This window comes from Corynebacterium aurimucosum (assembly GCF_030408555.1).
GTDB classification, from domain to species: Bacteria; Actinomycetota; Actinomycetes; order Mycobacteriales; family Mycobacteriaceae; genus Corynebacterium; species Corynebacterium aurimucosum.
Window position 1 is genome coordinate 451,469 of record NZ_CP047048.1, and the last position, 19,551, is coordinate 471,019.

At 59.5% G+C, this 19,551-nt stretch carries 27 protein-coding genes; 20 read left to right on the plus strand and 7 right to left on the minus strand.

From position 1 onward, the window contains the following. Positions 1-315: a sugar transferase gene (locus CAURIM_RS02160; RefSeq protein WP_201828692.1), complete on the minus strand. Its 315-nt coding sequence runs from the start codon at positions 313-315 to the stop codon at positions 1-3. Between the two features lie 417 nt (positions 316-732). Here CAURIM_RS02160 and CAURIM_RS02165 point away from each other — a divergent pair, with 417 nt between their 5' ends. Next, positions 733-1,620, plus strand: a complete 888-nt coding sequence (locus CAURIM_RS02165) for a transposase (RefSeq protein WP_201828691.1) — start codon at positions 733-735, stop codon at positions 1,618-1,620. Here the strand turns inward: CAURIM_RS02165 and CAURIM_RS02170 are convergent. After that, the gene (locus CAURIM_RS02170) at positions 1,604-2,515 is read right to left on the minus strand and encodes an IS3 family transposase (protein WP_029158952.1); all 912 of its coding nucleotides are present in this window, start codon (positions 2,513-2,515) and stop codon (positions 1,604-1,606) included. The two genes, CAURIM_RS02165 and CAURIM_RS02170, sit on opposite strands and share 17 nt — an antisense overlap. 19 nt (positions 2,516-2,534) lie before the next feature. Further along, on the minus strand, positions 2,535-2,846 hold the full coding sequence (locus tag CAURIM_RS12975) for a hypothetical protein (protein ID WP_010189588.1): 312 nt from the start codon (positions 2,844-2,846) through the stop codon (positions 2,535-2,537). A 534-nt stretch (positions 2,847-3,380) separates the two neighbouring features. Between CAURIM_RS12975 and rplN the strand changes: the two genes are divergently transcribed. From rplN to CAURIM_RS02195, 4 genes are all read left to right on the plus strand, one after another. Further along, on the plus strand, positions 3,381-3,749 hold the full coding sequence (gene rplN / locus CAURIM_RS02180) for a 50S ribosomal protein L14 (RefSeq protein WP_010189586.1): 369 nt from the start codon (positions 3,381-3,383) through the stop codon (positions 3,747-3,749). 4 nt (positions 3,750-3,753) lie between these two features. Further along, positions 3,754-4,068 (plus strand): 50S ribosomal protein L24, encoded by a 315-nt coding sequence (rplX, locus tag CAURIM_RS02185; protein ID WP_005527724.1) that lies wholly within the window; start codon positions 3,754-3,756, stop codon positions 4,066-4,068. 1 nt (position 4,069) lies between these two features. Then, the gene (rplE, locus tag CAURIM_RS02190; RefSeq protein ID WP_010189579.1) at positions 4,070-4,621 is read left to right on the plus strand and encodes a 50S ribosomal protein L5; all 552 of its coding nucleotides are present in this window, start codon (positions 4,070-4,072) and stop codon (positions 4,619-4,621) included. A 132-nt stretch (positions 4,622-4,753) separates the two neighbouring features. Beyond that, the gene (locus tag CAURIM_RS02195; protein ID WP_070644444.1) at positions 4,754-5,539 is read left to right on the plus strand and encodes a formate/nitrite transporter family protein; all 786 of its coding nucleotides are present in this window, start codon (positions 4,754-4,756) and stop codon (positions 5,537-5,539) included. Here the strand turns inward: CAURIM_RS02195 and fdhD are convergent. After that, positions 5,508-6,359, minus strand: a complete 852-nt coding sequence (gene fdhD, locus CAURIM_RS02200; RefSeq protein ID WP_201828690.1) for a formate dehydrogenase accessory sulfurtransferase FdhD — start codon at positions 6,357-6,359, stop codon at positions 5,508-5,510. The two genes, CAURIM_RS02195 and fdhD, sit on opposite strands and share 32 nt — an antisense overlap. Next, positions 6,356-6,604 carry a DUF6457 domain-containing protein gene (locus CAURIM_RS02205; protein ID WP_010189574.1) on the minus strand — a complete coding sequence of 83 codons (249 nt, stop codon included), beginning with the start codon at positions 6,602-6,604 and terminating at the stop codon, positions 6,356-6,358. The genes fdhD and CAURIM_RS02205 overlap by 4 nt, the downstream gene beginning before the upstream one ends. A gap of 311 nt (positions 6,605-6,915) precedes the next feature. On the opposite strand from CAURIM_RS02205, the gene rpsH reads away from it, so the two are divergent. The 6 genes from rpsH to rplO are packed head-to-tail and all read left to right on the plus strand — an operon-like array spanning position 6,916 to position 9,564. Continuing rightward, on the plus strand, positions 6,916-7,299 hold the full coding sequence (gene rpsH / locus CAURIM_RS02210; RefSeq protein ID WP_010189573.1) for a 30S ribosomal protein S8: 384 nt from the start codon (positions 6,916-6,918) through the stop codon (positions 7,297-7,299). A gap of 14 nt (positions 7,300-7,313) precedes the next feature. Continuing rightward, entirely contained in the window at positions 7,314-7,850 is a 537-nt protein-coding gene (rplF, locus tag CAURIM_RS02215) for a 50S ribosomal protein L6 (RefSeq protein ID WP_010189572.1), read from the plus strand. A 3-nt stretch (positions 7,851-7,853) separates the two neighbouring features. Then, complete coding sequence (rplR, locus tag CAURIM_RS02220) at positions 7,854-8,255, plus strand: 50S ribosomal protein L18 (RefSeq protein WP_010189570.1); 402 nt, start codon at positions 7,854-7,856, stop codon at positions 8,253-8,255. A gap of 40 nt (positions 8,256-8,295) precedes the next feature. Beyond that, on the plus strand, positions 8,296-8,922 hold the full coding sequence (gene rpsE / locus CAURIM_RS02225) for a 30S ribosomal protein S5 (RefSeq protein WP_010189568.1): 627 nt from the start codon (positions 8,296-8,298) through the stop codon (positions 8,920-8,922). A 3-nt stretch (positions 8,923-8,925) separates the two neighbouring features. Further along, positions 8,926-9,111, plus strand: a complete 186-nt coding sequence (gene rpmD, locus CAURIM_RS02230; protein ID WP_010189565.1) for a 50S ribosomal protein L30 — start codon at positions 8,926-8,928, stop codon at positions 9,109-9,111. A 3-nt stretch (positions 9,112-9,114) separates the two neighbouring features. After that, entirely contained in the window at positions 9,115-9,564 is a 450-nt protein-coding gene (gene rplO / locus CAURIM_RS02235) for a 50S ribosomal protein L15 (protein WP_070745620.1), read from the plus strand. Between the two features lie 105 nt (positions 9,565-9,669). Here rplO and CAURIM_RS02240 read toward each other — a convergent pair whose 3' ends face one another. Both CAURIM_RS02240 and CAURIM_RS02245 read right to left on the minus strand, forming a co-directional pair. After that, positions 9,670-11,151: an FAD-binding oxidoreductase gene (locus CAURIM_RS02240; protein ID WP_201828689.1), complete on the minus strand. Its 1,482-nt coding sequence runs from the start codon at positions 11,149-11,151 to the stop codon at positions 9,670-9,672. Between the two features lie 17 nt (positions 11,152-11,168). Beyond that, positions 11,169-12,476, minus strand: a complete 1,308-nt coding sequence (locus tag CAURIM_RS02245; protein WP_201828688.1) for a class I SAM-dependent methyltransferase — start codon at positions 12,474-12,476, stop codon at positions 11,169-11,171. Positions 12,477-12,856: 380 nt separating this feature from the next. On the opposite strand from CAURIM_RS02245, the gene secY reads away from it, so the two are divergent. The 9 genes from secY (at position 12,857) to CAURIM_RS02290 (ending at position 19,491) form a co-directional block, all read left to right on the plus strand. Further along, positions 12,857-14,182, plus strand: coding sequence for a preprotein translocase subunit SecY (gene secY, locus CAURIM_RS02250; protein WP_070446562.1), 1,326 nt, complete (start codon positions 12,857-12,859; stop codon positions 14,180-14,182). Further along, entirely contained in the window at positions 14,182-14,727 is a 546-nt protein-coding gene (locus tag CAURIM_RS02255) for an adenylate kinase (protein WP_070446560.1), read from the plus strand. The genes secY and CAURIM_RS02255 overlap by 1 nt, the downstream gene beginning before the upstream one ends. Positions 14,728-14,742: 15 nt before the next feature. Continuing rightward, the gene (gene map, locus CAURIM_RS02260; RefSeq protein ID WP_201828687.1) at positions 14,743-15,537 is read left to right on the plus strand and encodes a type I methionyl aminopeptidase; all 795 of its coding nucleotides are present in this window, start codon (positions 14,743-14,745) and stop codon (positions 15,535-15,537) included. Positions 15,538-15,588: 51 nt separating this feature from the next. After that, the gene (locus CAURIM_RS02265) at positions 15,589-16,380 is read left to right on the plus strand and encodes a L,D-transpeptidase (RefSeq protein ID WP_070446556.1); all 792 of its coding nucleotides are present in this window, start codon (positions 15,589-15,591) and stop codon (positions 16,378-16,380) included. Positions 16,381-16,603: 223 nt separating this feature from the next. Next, positions 16,604-16,822 (plus strand): translation initiation factor IF-1, encoded by a 219-nt coding sequence (gene infA, locus CAURIM_RS02270; protein ID WP_003854422.1) that lies wholly within the window; start codon positions 16,604-16,606, stop codon positions 16,820-16,822. A gap of 185 nt (positions 16,823-17,007) precedes the next feature. Then, positions 17,008-17,376, plus strand: coding sequence for a 30S ribosomal protein S13 (rpsM, locus tag CAURIM_RS02275; RefSeq protein ID WP_039673764.1), 369 nt, complete (start codon positions 17,008-17,010; stop codon positions 17,374-17,376). A 3-nt stretch (positions 17,377-17,379) separates the two neighbouring features. Then, positions 17,380-17,784 carry a 30S ribosomal protein S11 gene (gene rpsK / locus CAURIM_RS02280; RefSeq protein ID WP_010189540.1) on the plus strand — a complete coding sequence of 135 codons (405 nt, stop codon included), beginning with the start codon at positions 17,380-17,382 and terminating at the stop codon, positions 17,782-17,784. A 21-nt stretch (positions 17,785-17,805) separates the two neighbouring features. After that, positions 17,806-18,411, plus strand: a complete 606-nt coding sequence (gene rpsD, locus CAURIM_RS02285) for a 30S ribosomal protein S4 (RefSeq protein ID WP_201828686.1) — start codon at positions 17,806-17,808, stop codon at positions 18,409-18,411. 69 nt (positions 18,412-18,480) lie between these two features. Then, on the plus strand, positions 18,481-19,491 hold the full coding sequence (locus tag CAURIM_RS02290; protein ID WP_010189530.1) for a DNA-directed RNA polymerase subunit alpha: 1,011 nt from the start codon (positions 18,481-18,483) through the stop codon (positions 19,489-19,491). Positions 19,492-19,551 lie beyond the last annotated feature (60 nt).

Below are 19,551 nucleotides of genomic sequence, written 5' to 3' on the forward strand. Positions count from 1 at the left end.
CTACCTAACAGGGGTCAGGTCCAGGAGCTGGTCCACGAGCTGCTCGGCGTTCGTGCGCATGGTGCGGAATTTGAGCATGGTGAAGTGTCCCTGGCGGTAGCCGACGCGGGTCTGCGCGAAGAAGACCGGGCCGCCATCGTCAAGCTTGATGAGGAGCGCAACGATGAGCAGGACAGGAGAGAGAAGAATGAGCGCCGTTGCGGAGAGTAGAATGTCGCTGATGCGCTTGGCCCCCGTGTACAGCGCCGGGGCGTCGGACGAACGATCCGGGATGACAGCGAGGGTACTCGCGGGACGGAGATTGGGAGTCGTCATGAGTTCCTTAGTTGAGCATTACTGGTCGCAGCAGCGCAGAAAGCCTGCGCGCAGATTTATTCGGTTTATAAAACAACTGCTTTTAGGAAAAGCTTTTGAATTAACCGAGAATTGAGTACAAAGCTTAGAGAATTACAGAAAATTGATCAAGCTGTTTTAGGCACGCCAATTGTCAAGTTGTTGTGATCCTGGGGGGTTGGGTGCCTCTGTTTCCTACTTTTAGTAGGTAACAGGCTTAAGGGACATTTGTGTGGGATTTGTGGTGTCGATTCATTCCTTGAGCTGGGGCAATGTGCGGATATTGAATTGGAATCAGTTCCAACCGAGGTTTAGCCCTCAAATACGCCGGTCATTGCCAACCTGTGGTATTTGAATCTGCTACGGCAATTCTTATGACAGGTCTAGGAATCGCCCAGCATGCCCGATCTGCGGAACACAAGCATGCACAAGAACGGCACAACAACAGCCAGAACCCCACGCTGGCGTTGCCCCAACTGCAACGCTTCTCAAACCGGCACCAGGGCCAACACCGCCAATATCCAGCACTTCAAAGTCTTTCTAGACTGGGTCCTCACTGGTGAACCAGCCCAACGCATAGCACACCGCCTTCACGTCACCCGACGCACACTGACCCGGTGGTTTACCTTCTTTTGGTTCATCGTGGTGCCCTCACATACCGACAAGTTCCGCGTCTACGACCAGTTGTTTATCGACGGCACCTACTTTCACAAGAAATGCCTGCTTGTTGCGTGCACCGCGGAACACCCCGTGGCCTGGCTGTGGTGCACCGGGGAATCAAAATACAACTACGCCAGACTCCTAGACATGCTCGCACCACCACTAATCGTCACGATCGGCGGCTCTGGCGGTGCCCGCGCAGTCATTAAAAAGCACTGGCCAGATACCAAAATCCAGCGATGTCTCGTTCATGTTCAGCGCAATATCCTCACCGACATCTCACGTCATCCCCGCTATCTGGCACATAAAGCACTGCGCAAGTTCGCGTATCAGCTCACACATATCGAAACTCAAGATGAAGCACGCGAGTTCATTACTAGAGTCCACAAGGCCAGCGTGACATTCGGCCCCTGGCTAAAAGAGAAAACATACCGCAGCCAGGTAAAAGCCGCGGATATACCGCGGTGGGTCAAGCCGAGTCAAAAATTCTGGTTCACGCACCGTGGCGCTAGGCGAAGCTTCAACAGGCTCAATGAACTTATCAACGACGGAACGCTATTTACCTACCTGAATCCGCCAGAAGGCATAACTGAAGTGCCCCGGGTTTTTCCTAGGCATTTGCCTTGATTTCCATTATTTTTCGACTGGGGTGGTGTTCCCATATTTCGGCTTCGACTTCAGCCGGGGTGCGGTAGCCTAGGCTCTGGTGGAGCCGTGATTCGTTCCACCAGTTAACCCACTCGAACGTGGCGATGTCCACGTCGACGACATCGGCCCACGTTCGCCTATGAATCAGCTCATTCTTGTAGGAGCCGTTGACATTCTCCGCCAGAGCATTGTCGTAGGAATCACCAACAGTGCCGGTCGACGCCGTAATTCCATGCTCAGCCAGGCGCTCGTTGTAGACGATGCTCACATACTGCGACCCGTGGTCCGAGTGATGAATTAGGCCCGCCGTTTCCGTGGCGCACACGATCGCCTGGTTGAGCGCCCGCAGCGGCAACGCCTCAGTGCGCATCGAATCAGACAACGCCCACCCGACAATCCTCCGGGAGTACACATCAGTGACAAAAGCTGTGTACACAAACCCTTTCCTGGTGCGCACATACGTAATGTCCGCCACCCACAGACGATTAGGGCCAGGAGCCTTAAACTCACGATTTGCCAAATCTGGGCGAAGATCCGGGCCTGTGGGCTTACGCGTCGTAATTGGTGCCCCACCTTTTCCCTTGCCGGACAGACCAGCGCTGCGCATCAGCCGGGCTGTTTGCTCACGCCCAATGTCAACGCCCTGGCGTTGCAGCATGCGCCACATCTTCCGCACGCCGTAGACGCCGTAATTTTCAGCGTGAACGTCGCGAATATGCTCTACAAGGGTAGCGTCGCGAAGGGCGCGGGAGCTTAAGCCCCGGGTCTTGGATTGGCGGTACCCACGCGAGCTAAGAAAACCGCCTTCGCGATGCGTGTTGAACGTCTGGCAGATGAACTCGACTGAGAAACGATTCCGATGCTCATCGACGATCGATGAATCGGATCATTTCTTAACTTTTCAGGTCGAGTTCGGATGCGAAAAAGCTGAGGCGGCTTTCAACAACTCGTTGGTGTCGCGCAGCTCGTGATTTTCTCGACGCAACCTTGCGTTTTTCTGCAGCAAGGTCTTCGGGCATTGATTCCACAACACGTCCTTCGCGACGAGCGGCCTGCGTCCATTGCCTCGCTGTGTGCCACGAGACGCCCAGCTTTGGTGCCACGATCTTGCAGGCTGCCTGCATGGAAATGTTCTCCGTCAGGATGCGGTCTTCCGCGAGGCGGACCACTCGGTCCTTCGCATCCTGATTAAACTTCGTTGGCATGTTCCAAATTTTCCTATCTACTCAAACGGAACAAAACCTGAGGCACCTCATCTTAACAGGGACAGCAATAAGCCATACCGAAGCCAGCGACTAGTTCCACTGTCCTTTCGGGCGGCGGGAACGGGCATAAACATAGCCCGCCCACTCGGGCGGACAGGCTATGAATCTTCGGTGCCCTGGGGTGGAACTACTAACAACGTAATGGGGCTAAATTCGCTGACAGGAAATGGCGCGCGGTAGGCGAGGGGCGCGGCGGTCGATGGGGGTGCGTCGCGTGAGCGGCTCGGCTGTGATGTGTGTTGCGGCGAGTGCTGCAGAGGGCGCGCGGAACGTTTTGGCAAACGCGAGTCTCTATGGTTCAATATTTAGGTTGCTTGCAGCCGGCCGGCGCAGGCGGTGCGTTTCCGAACCGTGTGCCCCGAGACCCATCGACAGTTGTTCGTTGAATAAGCCCTGCAAGTATCCATGTACATAGACCGCGTGTGTCAAGGACGGAAATCTTGGCGCACATTAATCCAGGTCAGGAGACCCATAGTGATTCAGCAAGAATCGCGTCTGCGCGTCGCCGACAACTCCGGTGCACGAGAGCTCCTCGTCATCCGCGTTCTCGGCGGCTCCGTTCGACGTTTTGCTGGCATTGGTGACATCGTCGTCGCCACTGTCAAGGAAGCCATCCCGGGTGGCAACGTAAAGGAAGGCGACATCGTCAAGGCCGTCATCGTACGCGCCAAGAAGGAGACCCGTCGTCCGGACGGCTCCTACATCGCATTCGATGAAAACGCCGCAGTTATTCTCAAGGGTGACAACGAGCCGCGCGGTACCCGCATCTTCGGCCCGGTTGCTCGCGAACTTCGTGACAAGCGCTTCATGAAGATCGTTTCTCTCGCACCGGAGGTGATCTAGTCTTATGAAGATTCATAAGGGCGATATGGTGATCGTTATTTCGGGCCCGGACAAGGGCGCGAAGGGCAAGGTCATCGAGGCATACCCGAAGCGCGACAAGGTCCTCGTTGAGGGCGTCAACCGCGTTAAGAAGCACGTTGCTAACTCCGCTACCGAGCGTGGCGCCGAGTCCGGCGGAATCGTGACCCAGGAAGCTCCGATCCACGTGTCCAACGTTGCGATCGTTGACTCCGAGGGCAACCCGACCCGCGTGGGCTACCGTTTCGACGAAAACGGCAAGAAGGTCCGCATCGCACGTAGCAACGGGAAGGACATCTAAAATGAGCGAGAACTACACTCCGCGTCTGAAGACCCGCTACCGCGAGGAAATCAAGAAGGCTCTGAACGAAGAGTTCAAGTACGAGAACGTGATGCAGATTCCGGGCGTCACCAAGGTTGTCGTCAACATGGGTGTGGGCGACGCTGCCCGCGACTCCAAGATGATCAACGGCGCTCTCGAGGACCTTACCGCTATCACCGGCCAGAAGCCGCAGGTGCGTCGCGCTAAGAAGTCCATCGCTAACTTCAAGCTCCGTGAGGGCATGCCCATCGGCGCACGCGTTACCCTGCGTGGCGACCGCATGTGGGAGTTCCTGGACCGCCTGCTGACCATCGCGCTGCCGCGTATTCGCGACTTCCGCGGTCTCTCCGACCAGCAGTTCGACGGCCACGGCAACTACACCTTCGGCCTCAGCGAGCAGACCATGTTCTACGAGATCGACATCGACAAGGTGGACCGCCCGCGCGGTATGGACATCACCGTCGTCACCTCCGCTACCAACGACGAGGAAGGCCGCAAGCTCCTGCGCGAGCTCGGCTTCCCGTTCAAGTAAGCGGCGACACTTTCTCTTTGAGATAGAGAACGACCCCCGGTACTCCCTGCAAGGAGGCCGGGGGTTTCGCGCGTCCTGACACGGAGTACGATATCGGGTGCCTTAACGTTTCTCGAGCCAGTGAGGTACTGGATGTCTCTCAACGAAGCCGCCGCCGTTGCGGTGAAGAAGAAGCTCACGCTTCTCGACGAATCCCTCGCCCGTTTCGCCGTGCGAGCTACCCTGGCGGGCGCGTACCTAGCCATCGGCACGGCATTCGCTGGCGTAGTGGGGATGGGTGTCGAAAAGCACGCGACTGGCTTAGGCTCCTTGGTTTTCGCTGCGCTTTTCGGGCTCGGCCTGTTCGCCATTGTCATCTTGGGTGCTGATTTGGCCACCAGCAACATGATGTACATGGTCTACGGCGCGGTGAAGAAGCAGGTGGGGTGGGGAAAGGCGCTGTGGTTGCTCGTGGTGACCACGCTGTTTAACCTCGTCGGCGTAGTGATTTTTGCCGCCGCCATGTCGGTGTCCGCGAAGCTGGGAAACATGGACCCGGGTCACCTTATCGCCACGATGTCGGCGGGGAAGCTGGAGAAGACCCCGGGCGGTCTTTTCGTCGAGGCCGTCGTTGCCAACTTCGTGGTGAACATGGCGATCATCGGGGCGATCTCGGCCAAGGAGCTGGTGTCCAAATTCTTCGTCATCGTTCCCATCATCGCGTGCTTTGTGGGCTTAAGCCTTGAGCACGTCATCGCGAACTTCTGTCTGATGTTGCTGACGGTCTTCTGTGCTAGCCCGCTGCCCGATGCCTTTAGCCTGGGCGCGGTGCTCACCAACTGGTCCATCGCGTGGATGGGAAACCTCATCGGCGGTGGCTTCCTCATGGGTGGGGTCTACGCGTGGCTTAACTCCGGCCCGGAAGCGTATCGCGACTAAGTTGACCCGAATAAAGGTTGAATCGGTCGCCGCGGGTAAAGCCGACGAGCGCCATGCCCGTCTCCCGGGCGGTTGTGACGGCTAAGGAGGAGGCTGCGGAGACCGCGACAAGCATGCCGAAGCCGGCCATCGCTGCTTTATTGACGAGTTCGAAGCTGGCGCGCGAGCTCATGACCAGAATGAGGTCACTGGCGGGCAGCTTTCCTTCCATGAGCAGGTTGCCGATGACCTTGTCGGCGGCGTTGTGCCGCCCGACGTCCTCGCGCACCACGACGGGAGCGCCGTCGAGAGTAAAGGCCCCGGCAGCGTGAATACCTCCGGTTTTACGGAACTGCTTCTGCTCCCGCTTGAGGGCCTCGGGCAGCTTGGCGACGACCCCCGGATCCACCGGCACCTGTGGAATCTCGTAGCGTGACTGCTTCATGAGTGCCTCGATGGAGGAGGTGCCACACACGCCGCAGGCGGACGTGGTGGTGGTCAGACGCAGATCGGCGAGCGTGAGCGCGTGGGGGTTAGCCAGCTCCACGTCGAGCAGATTATAGGGATTGCGCCCATCCACCGAGGCGCCGGCGCAGTAGCGGGCCCCCCGGACGTCACTGACCTTCTCAATGTGTCCTTCGGAGTGGAGGAAACCATGTGCCAGCTCGACGTCGTGTCCCGGGGTGCGCATCGTCGTCGTTAGTGTTTGCCCGCCGACGCGGATCTCCAGCGGCTCCTCGCCGGCGACGGAATCGCCACGGGTATCGACTTGGGTGACGTGGCCGTTCTCATCGAGGCGCACCTTGGTCAGTGCGAATGTGGCGTTGACGCGCCCGCTCATCGGTTGAGGGCCTCCTTCAAGGTGGCAATGTGTGCACGGGCCTCATCGGTGTTCTTGGACGCGAGCCCCACCAGGTAAGCGGTTAGGGGAGCGGCGGGCCGGGACTGGGTATGCGCAACGTCTTTGGTCAGATCGAGAAGTTCTTTGATCAAAGCGGTGGCCTCCTCGGGAGAGGCGCCGATCAGCTCGGCAGCCTCCTTCAGCCACTGATGGGCGGTGCGGATCGGATCAGGTGTTTCGCTCATGGCTTCCTATGCTAACGCGTTTTGGAAAACTGCATGTCAGCGGGTAGAGTAATCCGACGGACTTGCATTTTTCCACTCCTGTGCCGCGAAAACAGTGCAGGAGGTGCGGAAACGTGCCAAGCCGGAAGAATTGAACACATCTACTTTGTTGTAGGCCCCTCGCCGTAGATAGCGGACCGTTGTCTGTATCAAAGGGTGGCGAGCGCCTCGTGGTATTGACCGCGGGGAGCGTGAGTAGCCCGAAATCACACGGAAAACGCTTTGGTGAGCTTTTGTGGGAACCGCAACGAGAAAGGTTAAAGGTCACTCATATGACTATGACTGATCCTATTGCCGACATGCTGTCGCGCGTGCGCAACGCATCTAATGCGCACCACGACGTCGTGTCGATGCCGACCTCCAAGCTCAAGGCGAACATCGCTGAGATCTTGAAGCAGGAAGGCTACATCGCTGACTACTCCGTCGAGGGCCACGAGCTGTCCCTCGAGCTTAAGTACAACAACCGTGAGCGTTCCCTCTCGGGTCTGCGTCGCGTGTCTAAGCCGGGTCTGCGTGTGTACGCAAAGTCCACCGAACTGCCGCAGGTTCTGGGCGGCCTGGGCGTGGCTATCATTTCCACGTCTCAGGGTCTGCTTACCGACCGTCAGGCTCAGGAGAAGGGTGTAGGCGGAGAAGTTCTCGCCTACGTCTGGTAAGGGAGGATTGACACATGTCTCGTATCGGTCTAGCACCTATCGCCGTCCCGAAGGGCGTCGACATCACCATCAATGGCCAGGTTGTCAACGTTAAGGGTGCCAAGGGCACCCTCGAGGTTGAGCTGCCGGAGCCGATCACCGCAGCCGTCGAGGATGACGAGATCAAGGTCTCCCGTCCGGATGACGACCGCAAGAACCGCGCCCTGCACGGTCTGGCCCGCTCCCTGGTCAACAACGCCGTTGTTGGCGTGACCGAGGGCTACACCAAGAAGATGGAAATCTTCGGTGTTGGTTACCGTGTCCAGCAGAAGGGTAAGGACCTGGAGTTCTCTCTGGGTTACTCCCACCCGATCCTCATCGAGGCTCCGGAGGGCATCACCTTCGCTGTGGATGGCGCAACCAAGCTCTCCGTATCTGGTATTGACAAGCAACTGGTTGGACAGGTCGCCGCGTACATCCGCCGCCTGCGTAAGGACGATCCTTACAAGGGCAAGGGTATTCGCTACGACGGCGAGCAGGTCCGCCGCAAGGTCGGAAAGACGGGTAAGTAAGCAATGGCTAACACTGAAAACGCAAAGCGCACCCCGGTTGGCAAGGACATTTCCTCGCGTCGTCGTGAAGCACGCGCGCGCCGCCACTTCCGCATCCGTAAGACCCTCCGCGGCACCCCTGAGGCACCGCGTCTGGTCGTTCACCGCTCCTCCCGCCACATGCACGTTCAGGTCATCGACGACCTGGCCGGCCACACCCTGGTTGCCGCTTCCTCCATGGAAGCCGACGTGCGCGCACTCGAGGGCGATAAGAAGGCCAAGGCTGCCAAGGTAGGCCAGCTCATCGCTGAGCGCGCCAAGGCCGCTGGCATCGAGCAGGTCGTCTTCGACCGTGCAGGCTACAAGTACCACGGCCGCGTTGCTGCGCTGGCCGACGCCGCTCGCGAAGGTGGTCTGCAGTTCTAATGATTAAGGCATACGGAAACATCAACGGAAGGAACGCCTAATGTCGGACCGTGAACAGCGTGACGGCGGACGCTCCGCCGAGAACAACAACGACCGCAAGGGTCGCAACAACGGCCGTCGTAACGACCGCCGCAACCACCAGGACAACGAGCGCGATAAGTACATTGAGCGCGTTGTGACCATCAACCGCGTCGCTAAGACCGTTAAGGGTGGCCGCAACATGTCCTTCACCGCTCTCGTCGTCGTCGGCGACGGCCAGGGCATGGTGGGCGTCGGCTACGGCAAGGCCAAGGAAGTCCCGGCCGCAATCCAGAAGGGTGCAGAAGAGGCTCGCAAGAACTTCTTCCGCGTCCCGATGATTGCTGGCACCATTACCCACCCGGTCGAGGGTCGCGACGCAGCTGGCATCGTGATGATGAAGCCAGCCGCTCCGGGTACCGGTGTCATCGCCGGCGGTGCTGCTCGTCCGGTGCTTGAGTGCGCTGGCGTGCAGGACATTCTGTCGAAGTCCCTGGGCTCCGACAACGCTCTCAACGTCGTCCGCGCTACCGTGGACGGCCTCAAGCAGCTGGTTCGCCCTGAGGAAGTTGCCGCACGTCGTGGCAAGTCCCTCGAGGAGGTCGCACCGGCCCAGATGCTGCGCAAGCGCGCAGGTCAGGAGGCATAAGCAATGGCTCTGAAGATTACTCAGGTAAAGGGCCTTGTGGGCACCAAGCCGAACCACCGCGCAAACATGGAGTCGCTTGGTCTCAAGCGCATCGGTCACTCTGTTGTGAAGCAGGATACCCCGATCATCCGCGGTATGGTTCACAAGGTGCGTCACCTGGTCACCGTCGAAGAAGTGGCAGGGGAGTAAACCATGGCTGATATCATCAAGCTCCACGACCTGCGCCCGGCCGCAGGCTCCAACAAGCCCAAGACCCGCGTCGGCCGCGGTGAGGCATCCAAGGGTAAGACCGCTGGTCGCGGTACCAAGGGCACCGGTGCTCGTAAGCAGGTTTCCGCTGCTTTCGAGGGTGGCCAGATGCCGATCCACATGCGTCTGCCGAAGCTTAAGGGCTTCAAGAACCCGAACCACGTTGAGTACCAGGTAGTCAACGTTGCTGACCTCGCAGAGGCTTTCGCTAACGGTGGCGACGTCACCGTTGCGGACATCGTTGCTGCTGGCCTGGTTCGCAAGAACCAGCCGGTCAAGGTTCTGGGCAACGGTGAGATCAACGTTAAGTTGAACGTCACCGCTGACAAGTTCTCCAAGTCTGCTGTTGAGAAGATCGAGGCTGCTGGCGGCACCGCCACCGCAACCAAGTAATTCTTTTGCAGGCTCTGTGAGAGCCACCGCCCTCCCGCGGCGCTACTTTCGAGTGGCCTTCGGGAGGGCTTCTGGCGTTTTCGGCATGGAATGTATGCGGGGCCGCTAGGCGTCGTTGACCGTCTTCTCGTAGAGGCCGGGGAAGCGGCCATCCGGATCGGTGACAGCCTTGATGCGCTCCGGGAGATTTCCGCCGTAGAGCTTGGCAAATTCTTCGGGGGAATAGAAGGCCTCCGAATACAACGACTTATGCCCGCCGAGCTCGCTGACCTTGTTTTCAATGAGGCGATTGAAGGCTCCATTGCCGGGGGCAGAGGGGTCGACGTGATTGCCCTCCACGCCTGACCAAAAGCCCACGTTGATCCAGGTCTGGCCCGGGCACAGGGGGTACAGCGGCCACGGAGCCGGGGAATCAGCGGCCAGCGTGCCTGTGCCAGTGAGCTCCTCGACGCCCTCGCGCAGCCGAATCGGGCACAGCCACACTGGTTGGATGTCGGAGGCTTGGAAAAACCAATCCAAGAACTCCGGCAGATTGTCCGGTGTGACCTCGATGTCCTGCACCACGCGCTCGCCGCGGGGCAGGCCCTTCGGCTTCTTGATGAAGTTGTACTCCAGCTCGTATTTGCGGTCCAGGCGCACGAGCTTCCAGTAGAAGGAACTGCGGCGCAGCTGCCGCGGCCACACCTTGCGCACACGCGGATTCTGCGCTCCGAAAGCACGCGAGCACCAGAACCAGTCCGTGTCCCAGCGCCAGATATAGTCGCGCACCGTAAGGCGGTCGCGGCGGATACCTCGGGCGTGCTGGAGGCTGCGGTAAAAAATCTTCTCCCGCGTGTAGTCGGAGGTCGGCCCCGCCTCATCCGTAAACCGCGCCATGACCAGATAGGATTCTTCGGGTGAGAAGACCACGCCATCCAGGCCGTGCACTTCGACATCGTCATAGGAGTGGGTGCGGGAGACGTCGTCAAGCGTGCGTGCCACAGACTCAAAGTCGTGGAAGCGTACCTGACGCAGCTCCACATAGGGCTTGACCGCGCGCAGCTCAATCTTCAGGCGCACCGCATAGCCCAAGGAGCCATAGGAGTTGGGGAAGAGGCGGAAGAGATCGACGTTCTCCTCGCGTGAGCACGTGACAATATCCCCCGTGCCGGTGAGGATGTCCATCTCCAGGACGGATTCATGCGGCAGTCCATCGCGGAAGCTCGTGGACTCCACGCCCATGCCCGTCACGGCGCCACCGAGCGTAATGGTCTTGAGCTGCGGCACCACAAAGGGCATGAGCCCGTGCGGCAAGGTGGCATCCACAAGGTCCTCGTAGGTGCACATGCCCTGGACCTCGGCGGTCTGCGCAATGGGATCAACCTCAATCACCCCGTCCAGACCGGAGACGTCCAGCCCCGCGTGCTCACCGCTGCGCCCGCGGAAGAGGTTTGAGGTCTTCTTTGCCAGGCGCACACGCTTATCCTTCGGCACGGCGTGGAAGCTACGCAGGAGCTTATCGACGCCCTCCCGGTGCGCCTTCCAACCCACCGGCGGGATCTCTACTGCGTCAACGCTGCGGTGATTGCGGATGAGATCGGTCAACATAAAACTCCCTTAAGTCTTTAGAAGCGCGAATCTTCCCACCAGCGGCGCTCTGGAACGCCGGCGCGGGAGCCGGCGTCGCCCAGTTTGACGCCCACGAAGTGGTACAGGTTGATGATGTTGTGCTCAAAGCCCCACTCGGATCCGGCCATGTAGATGGCCCACAGGCGCGCGGTGGGCAGACCCACCAGCGAGCAGGCTGCCTCCCAGTTCTCCTTGAGGTTCTCGCACCAATCACGCAGCGTGCGCATGTAGTCGAAGCGAAGGGATTCCGTGTGGACAACTTCGAATCCGGCATCCTGCATGCACTTGGTGATGGTGCCGGAGCCGGAAAGCTCACCGTCGGGGAAGATATAGCGGTCGATGAACCCGCCCTTCGGCGTCTTATGGTTATCCGGGTAAGTGATGCAGTGGTTGAGCATCACACCACCCGGCTTGAGCTTTCCGTGGAGGAAGCTGAAGAAGCTGGGATAGTTCTTGACACCGATATGCTCGAGCAGCCCGATGGCGGAGATGGCATCGAAGCCTTCCTCGGTGACGTCGCGGTAATCCAGGAAGCGGATTTCCGCCAGGCCCTCGAGGCCCTCCTCCTTAATCTTGGCCTGGCCCCATTCAGCCTGTTCCTTGGACAACGTCACACCGAGTGACTTCACACCGCGCTTGGCGGCGTAGCGCACCATCCCGCCCCAGCCACAGCCGACGTCCAAGTGCCGGTCGCCCTCCTTGAGGCGCAGCTTGTCGAAGATGAGTCGGTACTTGTTTTCCTGAGCCTCATCCAGCGTGGCGTCGGGGGAGGGGTAGTAGGCACAGGTATATGTCATCGAATCGCCGAGGAAAAGCTCGTAGAAGTCATTGCCCACGTCATAGTGATCGGAGATGACCTCCGCATCGCGCTCCTTGGAATGCTTGGAAAGGCCTTCGTGCAGCTTGCGGCGCAGCCAGGAAGCGCGCTCAACCTCTGGGACCGGCTGGATTTGGAAGGCACCCAGCGAGGCTAAGGAGCGGGCTACCCGGGCCAGTGTCTTGGCGTCCGGGCGGGAGAACTTGTCATACATCGCATGCAAGGCGTCGAAGATGCCATAGGGATGCGCCGGGTGTTCGCCTTCGACCGTGATGCCATCAGTGACATAGGCGCGGGCGAACCCGACGTCCCCTGGGTGAGTAGCGATATAGGCCAAGCCCTGGAGGTTGTTAATCCTGACGGTGAACTGCGCATCGGCCGGGCCGGTGGAGGAGCCGTCGAATGCCTCCCAGCGGAAGGGGTTGGGGCTGGGGACGAAGGTATCGATAATCTCAGCCACGGTCATCGGGGTGAATCGCTTACTCATAAAATTACATACTTCTTTCGGTTCGGCGTCTGGCAGATAAAGCACGGCCATACTCCGAGACGCTCCAGGCGTCGCCGGAAAGGTCGAAAAGATGTAAAAATCTTGTAAGGACATTGCCTTAAAGCAACGGGGTCCATGGTAGGCCCGATCTGTAGAAGGTGCTAAGGGAGAAAACCATAGGGAGCCCAGCGGCGTGGCATGGACGGGGTCAATGTGGCGAATGAGGCCGAGGCTGGTAGGGTGATGGGGTCAAAAGTGTTCAACCGTTCCTATGAGAGACCTTAAAAAGACTCTTAAAGTTTGGGAACAGATGAGATCCACCCCCGTGCGCGGCGAATTCGAACCGCATAACAAGCGCGGTAGGCCAGGAGGATTTAGTAGTGTCCGCCATTCTGCAGGCTTTCAAAGATGCCGACCTGCGTAAGAAGATCATCTTCACGCTCGTGTTGATTATCCTCTACCGCGTTGGCGCACAGATCCCGTCGCCGGGCGTTGATTACGCCACCATCGCCGGCCGGCTTCGTGACCTCACGGAGGAAGCAGGCAACCTCTATTCGGTGATCAACCTGTTCTCCGGTGGTGCGCTCCTGCAGCTGTCCATCTTCGCCATCGGCATCATGCCGTACATTACGGCGTCGATTATCGTGCAGCTGCTGACCGTGGTCATTCCCCACTTCGAGCAGTTGAAGAAGGAGGGACAGTCCGGTCAGGCCAAAATGACGCAGTACACGCGCTACCTCACCCTGGCGTTGGCGCTGCTGCAGTCTTCGGGCATCGTGGCTCTGGCGGACCGCGAGCAGCTTCTAGGACAAGGTGTGCGCGTCCTGGCGGAGGACCGCAACTTCTTCACCCTCATCGTGCTCGTTATCACCATGACCTCCGGCGCCATCCTTGTGATGTGGATGGGTGAGCTGATTACTGAGAAGGGCATCGGCAACGGTATGTCGCTGATGATTTTCGCCGGTATTGCTACCCGCCTTCCTACCGACGGCGTTAACATCCTCCAGAACAATGGCGGCCTGGTCTTCGCCATGGTTCTTGCCGGGCTCATCTTCCTCGTCGTGGGCATTACCTTCATCGAGCAGGGCCAGCGCCGGATTCCGGTGCAATACGCCAAGCGCATGGTGGGCCGCCGCCAGTACGGTGGTTCCTCCACCTACCTGCCGCTTAAGGTCAACCAGGCCGGCGTTATCCCGGTCATTTTCGCTTCCTCGCTGATCTACATGCCGGTGCTCATCACCCAGATCGTTAACTCCGGTTCCGCGGGCGTGTCTGATAACTGGTGGCAGCGCAATGTCATCGCGCACTTGCAGTCGCCGAGCTCCTGGCAGTACATCGTCCTGTACTTCGTGCTCACCATCTTCTTCTCCTACTTCTACGTTTCGGTTCAATATGACCCGGCCGAGCAGGCTGAGAACATGAAGAAGTATGGTGGATTTATCCCGGGCATTCGCCCGGGCCGACCGACCGCCGAGTACCTAGGCTTTGTCATGAACCGTCTGTTGTTCGTCGGCTCGATCTACCTCGCGGTTATCGCCGTCTTGCCGAATATCCTCCTGGATCTTGGAATCGGCAGCGCTGGTGCCGCTGGTACCTCCGCTTTCGGTGGTACCGCCATCCTCATTATGGTCTCGGTGGCCCTGACCACGGTCAAGCAAATCGAGTCCCAGCTCCTACAATCCAACTACGAAGGACTGCTTAAGTAATGCGTTACGTACTCCTTGGCCCTCCCGGTGCCGGCAAGGGCACCCAAGCCGCTCTCCTCAGCGAGAAGCTCGGCGTTCCGCACATCTCCACCGGTGACCTCTTCCGCGCCAACATTGGTGAGGGCACCCCGCTCGGCGTAGAGGCCAAGTCCTACATTGATGCCGGCAAGCTGGTGCCGACCGACGTCACGGCTCGCATGGTGGAGGACCGCCTCAACCAGGATGACGCCAAGGACGGCTTCCTTCTCGACGGCTTCCCGCGCACCGTGGAGCAGGCCGACATCCTGGAGAAGCTACTCGCCGACAAGGGCCTGAAGCTCGATGGCGTCCTGAACTTTGAGGTATCCGAGGACGTCGTGGTCGAGCGCATGCTTGCTCGCGGCCGCGCGGACGACACAGAGGAAACCATTCGCACCCGCCTAGGTGTCTACCGCGAGGAGACCTTCCCGCTCATCGAGCACTACGGCGATGCCATCATCTCCATTAAGGCTGAAGGAAGCGTTGAGGAGATCAACGAGCGCACCCTTCAGGCTATGGGCAAGTAATCTGCCAACCTCGCCATGGCTTTTCGACGACGCACCAAGACCATTCCCGCCCGCACGCCGGGCGAGCTCGACGCCATGCAGGCGGCCGGAGAAGTTGTCGGCCGCGCTCTGCAAGCCGTGCGGGCCGCCGCGGCAGTGGGGGTGAGTACGCTCGAACTCGATGAAGTAGCCGAGCACACCATTCGGGATGCCGGCGCCGTGCCCACCTTCAAGGGGTATGCCGGCTTTCCGGGGTCTATTTGCGCCTCCGTCAATGACGTGATTGTCCATGGTATTCCTCACAAAGACCTTCTCCTGGCCGAGGGAGACCTCGTCTCCATCGACTGCGGCGCCACGCTAGACGGCTGGGTGGGGGATAGTGCGTGGACGTTTGGCGTCGGCAAGCTCAGCCCTGAGGCACAGGCGCTGAGCGACGCCACCGAATGGGTCCTACACGAAGGCCTCAAGGCCATGGTTCCCGGCAACCGGCTTACCGACGTCTCCGCAGCCCTCGAGCAGGCTACCTATCGCGCCGAGGATAAGTTCGGCGTGGGGCTATTCATCGTCGATGGCTACGGTGGCCACGGCATTGGCCGTGAAATGCACGAAGAGCCTTACCTGGCTAATGAAGGTAAGGCGGGACGTGGCCCGATTATTCAGGAGGGCTCCGTCCTCGCCATTGAGCCGATGCTGACCCTGGGTACCGAGGACAATGAAGTTCTCGACGATGATTGGACTGTCGTGACGCTCGACGGTTCACTATCTGCCCACTGGGAGCACACGGTGGCGGCCACGGAGAATGGTCCGCGCATCCTGACTCAGCGATATTAAAACCTGTGTCCTGGGTAGGCATTTTGCCTAAGGAAGGTTTATACTTTTGCCATGTCTAAGATTCGCTCCCTAGTTGGCGCCCGTTCCCTACGTCGCGCCACCGCAATTGGCCTGGTAACCGCCACTCTCTCGGTGGCTCCGGCCGCCAACGCACAGACGGTTCCTTCGATCGACACCCTGTCTTCCGACGTTCAGTCCCAGCTTGATGAGTTCGCTGGCCAGACCCGCGAGAACGCGTGGAATAGCCGCAACCAGATGCTGGAGACGCTCCAGAGCGTTAACCCGCAGGCGGCTGACGCCCTCCGCCCAGTTATCGATGGTGCCATCGAGCTGATCTTCCCGGGTCTGATTGACCAGAAGAATGCTGAGATCCGCGCCGCTCGCGAAGCTGAAGAGCGCGCCCACGCTGAGCAGATTGCCCGCGAGAAGGCTGCCGCTGAGGAAGCTGCCCGCAAGGCTGAGGCTGAGCGTCAGGCACAGCGCTTCGACGTTGGTCCTTGCCCGGCAGATGCACGCATCTGCGTGGATCGTGGTGGGAGCCGTACCTGGCTGCAGGATGGCAACGGCAACGTCACCTACGTCGCTCAGGGCATGTCTGTCGGCAAGCCGGGTGAGGAAACCCCGGCTGGTACCTTCTACATCAACCGCAAGATCAAGGACGAGATCTCCTGGGAGTTCGGCAACGCCCCGATGCCCTACGCCATGTACTTCACCAACAATGGCCACGCCTTCCATGAGGGTTCCCCGGCATACCAGTCCAATGGCTGCGTGCGCCTGACCCATCAGGATGCGGTGCGCTACTGGAATGATGTGCCGATGGGCTCGAAGGTCTTCATCTACTAAGACGTTGCGGTGAGCGAGTCACCGCTACATGGCATCAGCCTCCCGCACCATGTGGTGACGGGAGGTTTCTGTATTTGGAAAACCCGTTCTCGCAGCGTATGCTTTAGTGCTGGTGTCTGTATGCGGCCAAAGTGGTTGCTGGAGGCACCAGGCAGTAGACATCAAACATGCAGGTGGGGGCGTCGCCAAGCGTGGCACGCACTTCACCAGAAAAGTAGAGGTTATGGCTAAGGAAGGCGCAATCGAGGTTGAGGGTCGCATCGTCGAACCCCTGCCCAACGCAATGTTCCGCGTCGAACTCGACAACGGACACAAGGTACTCGCCCATATCTCGGGCAAGATGCGTCAGCACTACATCCGCATCCTCCCGGAGGACCGCGTTGTTGTGGAGCTGTCTCCTTATGACCTGACCCGCGGACGCATCGTCTACCGCTACAAGTAAAGACTGTAAGCCTCCTCACCCACGGGACGCACTAGCTGCGTCCTTTTTCACCTCAGGCTGCGATGGCCTGAGCCCACGCTGCTAAGCATACCCACAGTACCCCGGCACGGTCCGGGGCGAAGCGTATGCGTGGCGGGGGACGGATGAGGAGAAAACCATCGTAACAACCCGAAAGGACTAGCCATATGGCACGTCTAGCTGGTGTTGACCTCCCGCGCAACAAGCGTATGGAGGTTGCTCTCACCTACATCTACGGCATCGGGCCTTCCCGTGCCAAGGAACTGCTGGAAAAGACCGGCATTTCTCCCGACCTGCGCACCGACAACCTCGACGACGATCAGCTGTCGGCGCTGCGTGACGTCATTGAAGCTACCTGGAAGGTAGAGGGTGACCTCCGCCGCCAGGTTCAGGCTGACATCCGTCGCAAGATTGAAATCGGTTGCTACCAGGGCATCCGCCACCGTCGTGGCCTGCCCGTTCGTGGTCAGCGCACCAAGACCAACGCTCGTACGCGCAAGGGCCCGAAGAAGACGATCGCAGGAAAGAAGAAGTAAAATATGCCACCCAAGACTCGTTCCGGCGCGCGCCGTGGTGGTCGTCGCGTCGTAAAGAAGAACGTGGCCGCTGGCCACGCATACATCAAGTCCACCTTCAACAACACCATCGTGTCCATCACGGACCCGCACGGTGCTGTCATCTCCTGGGCATCCTCCGGCCACGTCGGCTTCAAGGGTTCCCGTAAGTCCACCCCGTTCGCTGCGCAGATGGCTGCAGAGAACGCGGCCCGCAAGGCCATGGACCACGGTATGAAGAAGGTTGACGTTTTCGTCAAGGGTCCGGGCTCCGGCCGCGAGACCGCCATCCGTTCCCTGCAGGCTGCAGGCCTCGAGGTTTCCTCGATCACGGATGCCACCCCACAGCCGCACAACGGCTGCCGTCCGACCAAGCGCCGCAAGGTTTAAGGGAAAGGAAGAGGTAAGAAAATGGCTCGTTATACTGGCCCCGCTACCCGCGTATCCCGCCGTCTGCGCGTCGACCTGGTCGGCGGCGACATGGCATTTGAGCGTCGCCCGTACCCTCCGGGACAGGCTGGCCGCAACCGCATCAAGGAATCTGAGTACCTGCTGCAGCTCCAGGAGAAGCAGAAGGCAAAGTACACCTACGGTGTGCTGGAGCGTCAGTTCCGCCGCTACTACGCCGAGGCTAACCGTCTCCCGGGCAAGACCGGTGACAACCTCGTCGTTCTGCTCGAGTCCCGTCTCGACAACGTGATCTACCGCGCCGGTCTGGCCAACACCCGCCGCCAGGCTCGCCAGCTTGTCTCTCACGGTCACTTCACCGTGAACGGCAAGAAGATCAACGTTCCTTCCTTCCGCGTTACGCAGTACGACATCATCGATGTTCGTGAGCGTTCCCGGAAGATGGAATGGTTCGAAGAGGCTCAGGACCGCCTGGTAGACGCCAACGTTCCGGCGTGGCTGCAGGTCGTTCCGGACACCCTGCGCATCCTCGTGCACCAGCTGCCCGAGCGCGCTCAGATCGACGTCCCGCTGCAGGAGCAGCTCATCGTCGAGCTTTACTCGAAGTAATCCTTCGACACTTTCATCTTTACCCCTTCTACCGGCGTCATATAGCGGGCGCCGACAAGGAGAAACTCCATGCTTATTTCCCAGCGTCCTCAGCTCACCGAGGAATTCATCGACTCGTCCCGCTCTAAGTTCGTCATCGAGCCGCTCGAGCCGGGCTTCGGTTACACCCTTGGCAACTCGCTTCGTCGGACGCTGCTTTCGTCCATCCCGGGCGCGGCAGTAACCTCCATCAAGATTGACGGTGTGCTCCACGAGTTCACCACCATCAACGGTGTGAAGGAAGACGTTTCCGAGATCATCCTGAACGTCAAGGGCTTGGTTCTGTCCTCCGACTCCGACGAGCCGGTTGTGATGTACCTGAGCAAGGAAGGCCCGGGTGAGGTCACTGCAGGCGATATCCAGCCGCCGGCTGGCGTGGAGATCCACAACTCGGATCTGCACATTGCATCGCTGAATGAGTCCGCCAAGCTGGAGATGGAACTCGTCGTCGAGCGCGGCCGTGGCTACGTCCCGGCTGCTGCTACCTCGGGAGAAATCGGCCGCATTCCGGTTGACCAGATTTACTCCCCGGTGCTGAAGGTCTCTTACAAGGTCGAAGCTACTCGTGTTGAGCAGCGCACTGACTTTGACAAGCTGATCATCGACGTCGAGACCAAGAACTCGATTTCCGCACGCGACGCCCTGGCTTCCGCCGGCGGCACTCTGGTCGAGCTCTTCGGCCTGGCTCGCGAGCTGAACACCGCTGCTGAGGGCATCGAGATTGGCCCGTCCCCGCAGGAGACGGAGTACATCGCCGCCTACAGCATGCCGATCGAGGATCTGAACTTCTCCGTCCGCTCCTACAACTGCCTGAAGCGTCAGGAGATCCACACCGTTGGTGAGCTCGCTGAGTGCACCGAGTCGGACCTGCTGGATATCCGCAACTTCGGTCAGAAGTCGATAAACGAGGTAAAGATCAAGCTGGCTAACCTGGGCCTGGCCCTCAAGGACACTCCCGAGGACTTCGACCCGACCCAGCTGGAAGGCTACGACGCAGAAACCGGTGACTTCAAAGACCCGGCTTCCGACGATTCCGAGTAAAGAATTCCACTGAATCGTGACGGCGCGACTTTTGCGCCCCGTCGCGCGCTCAATTAATCC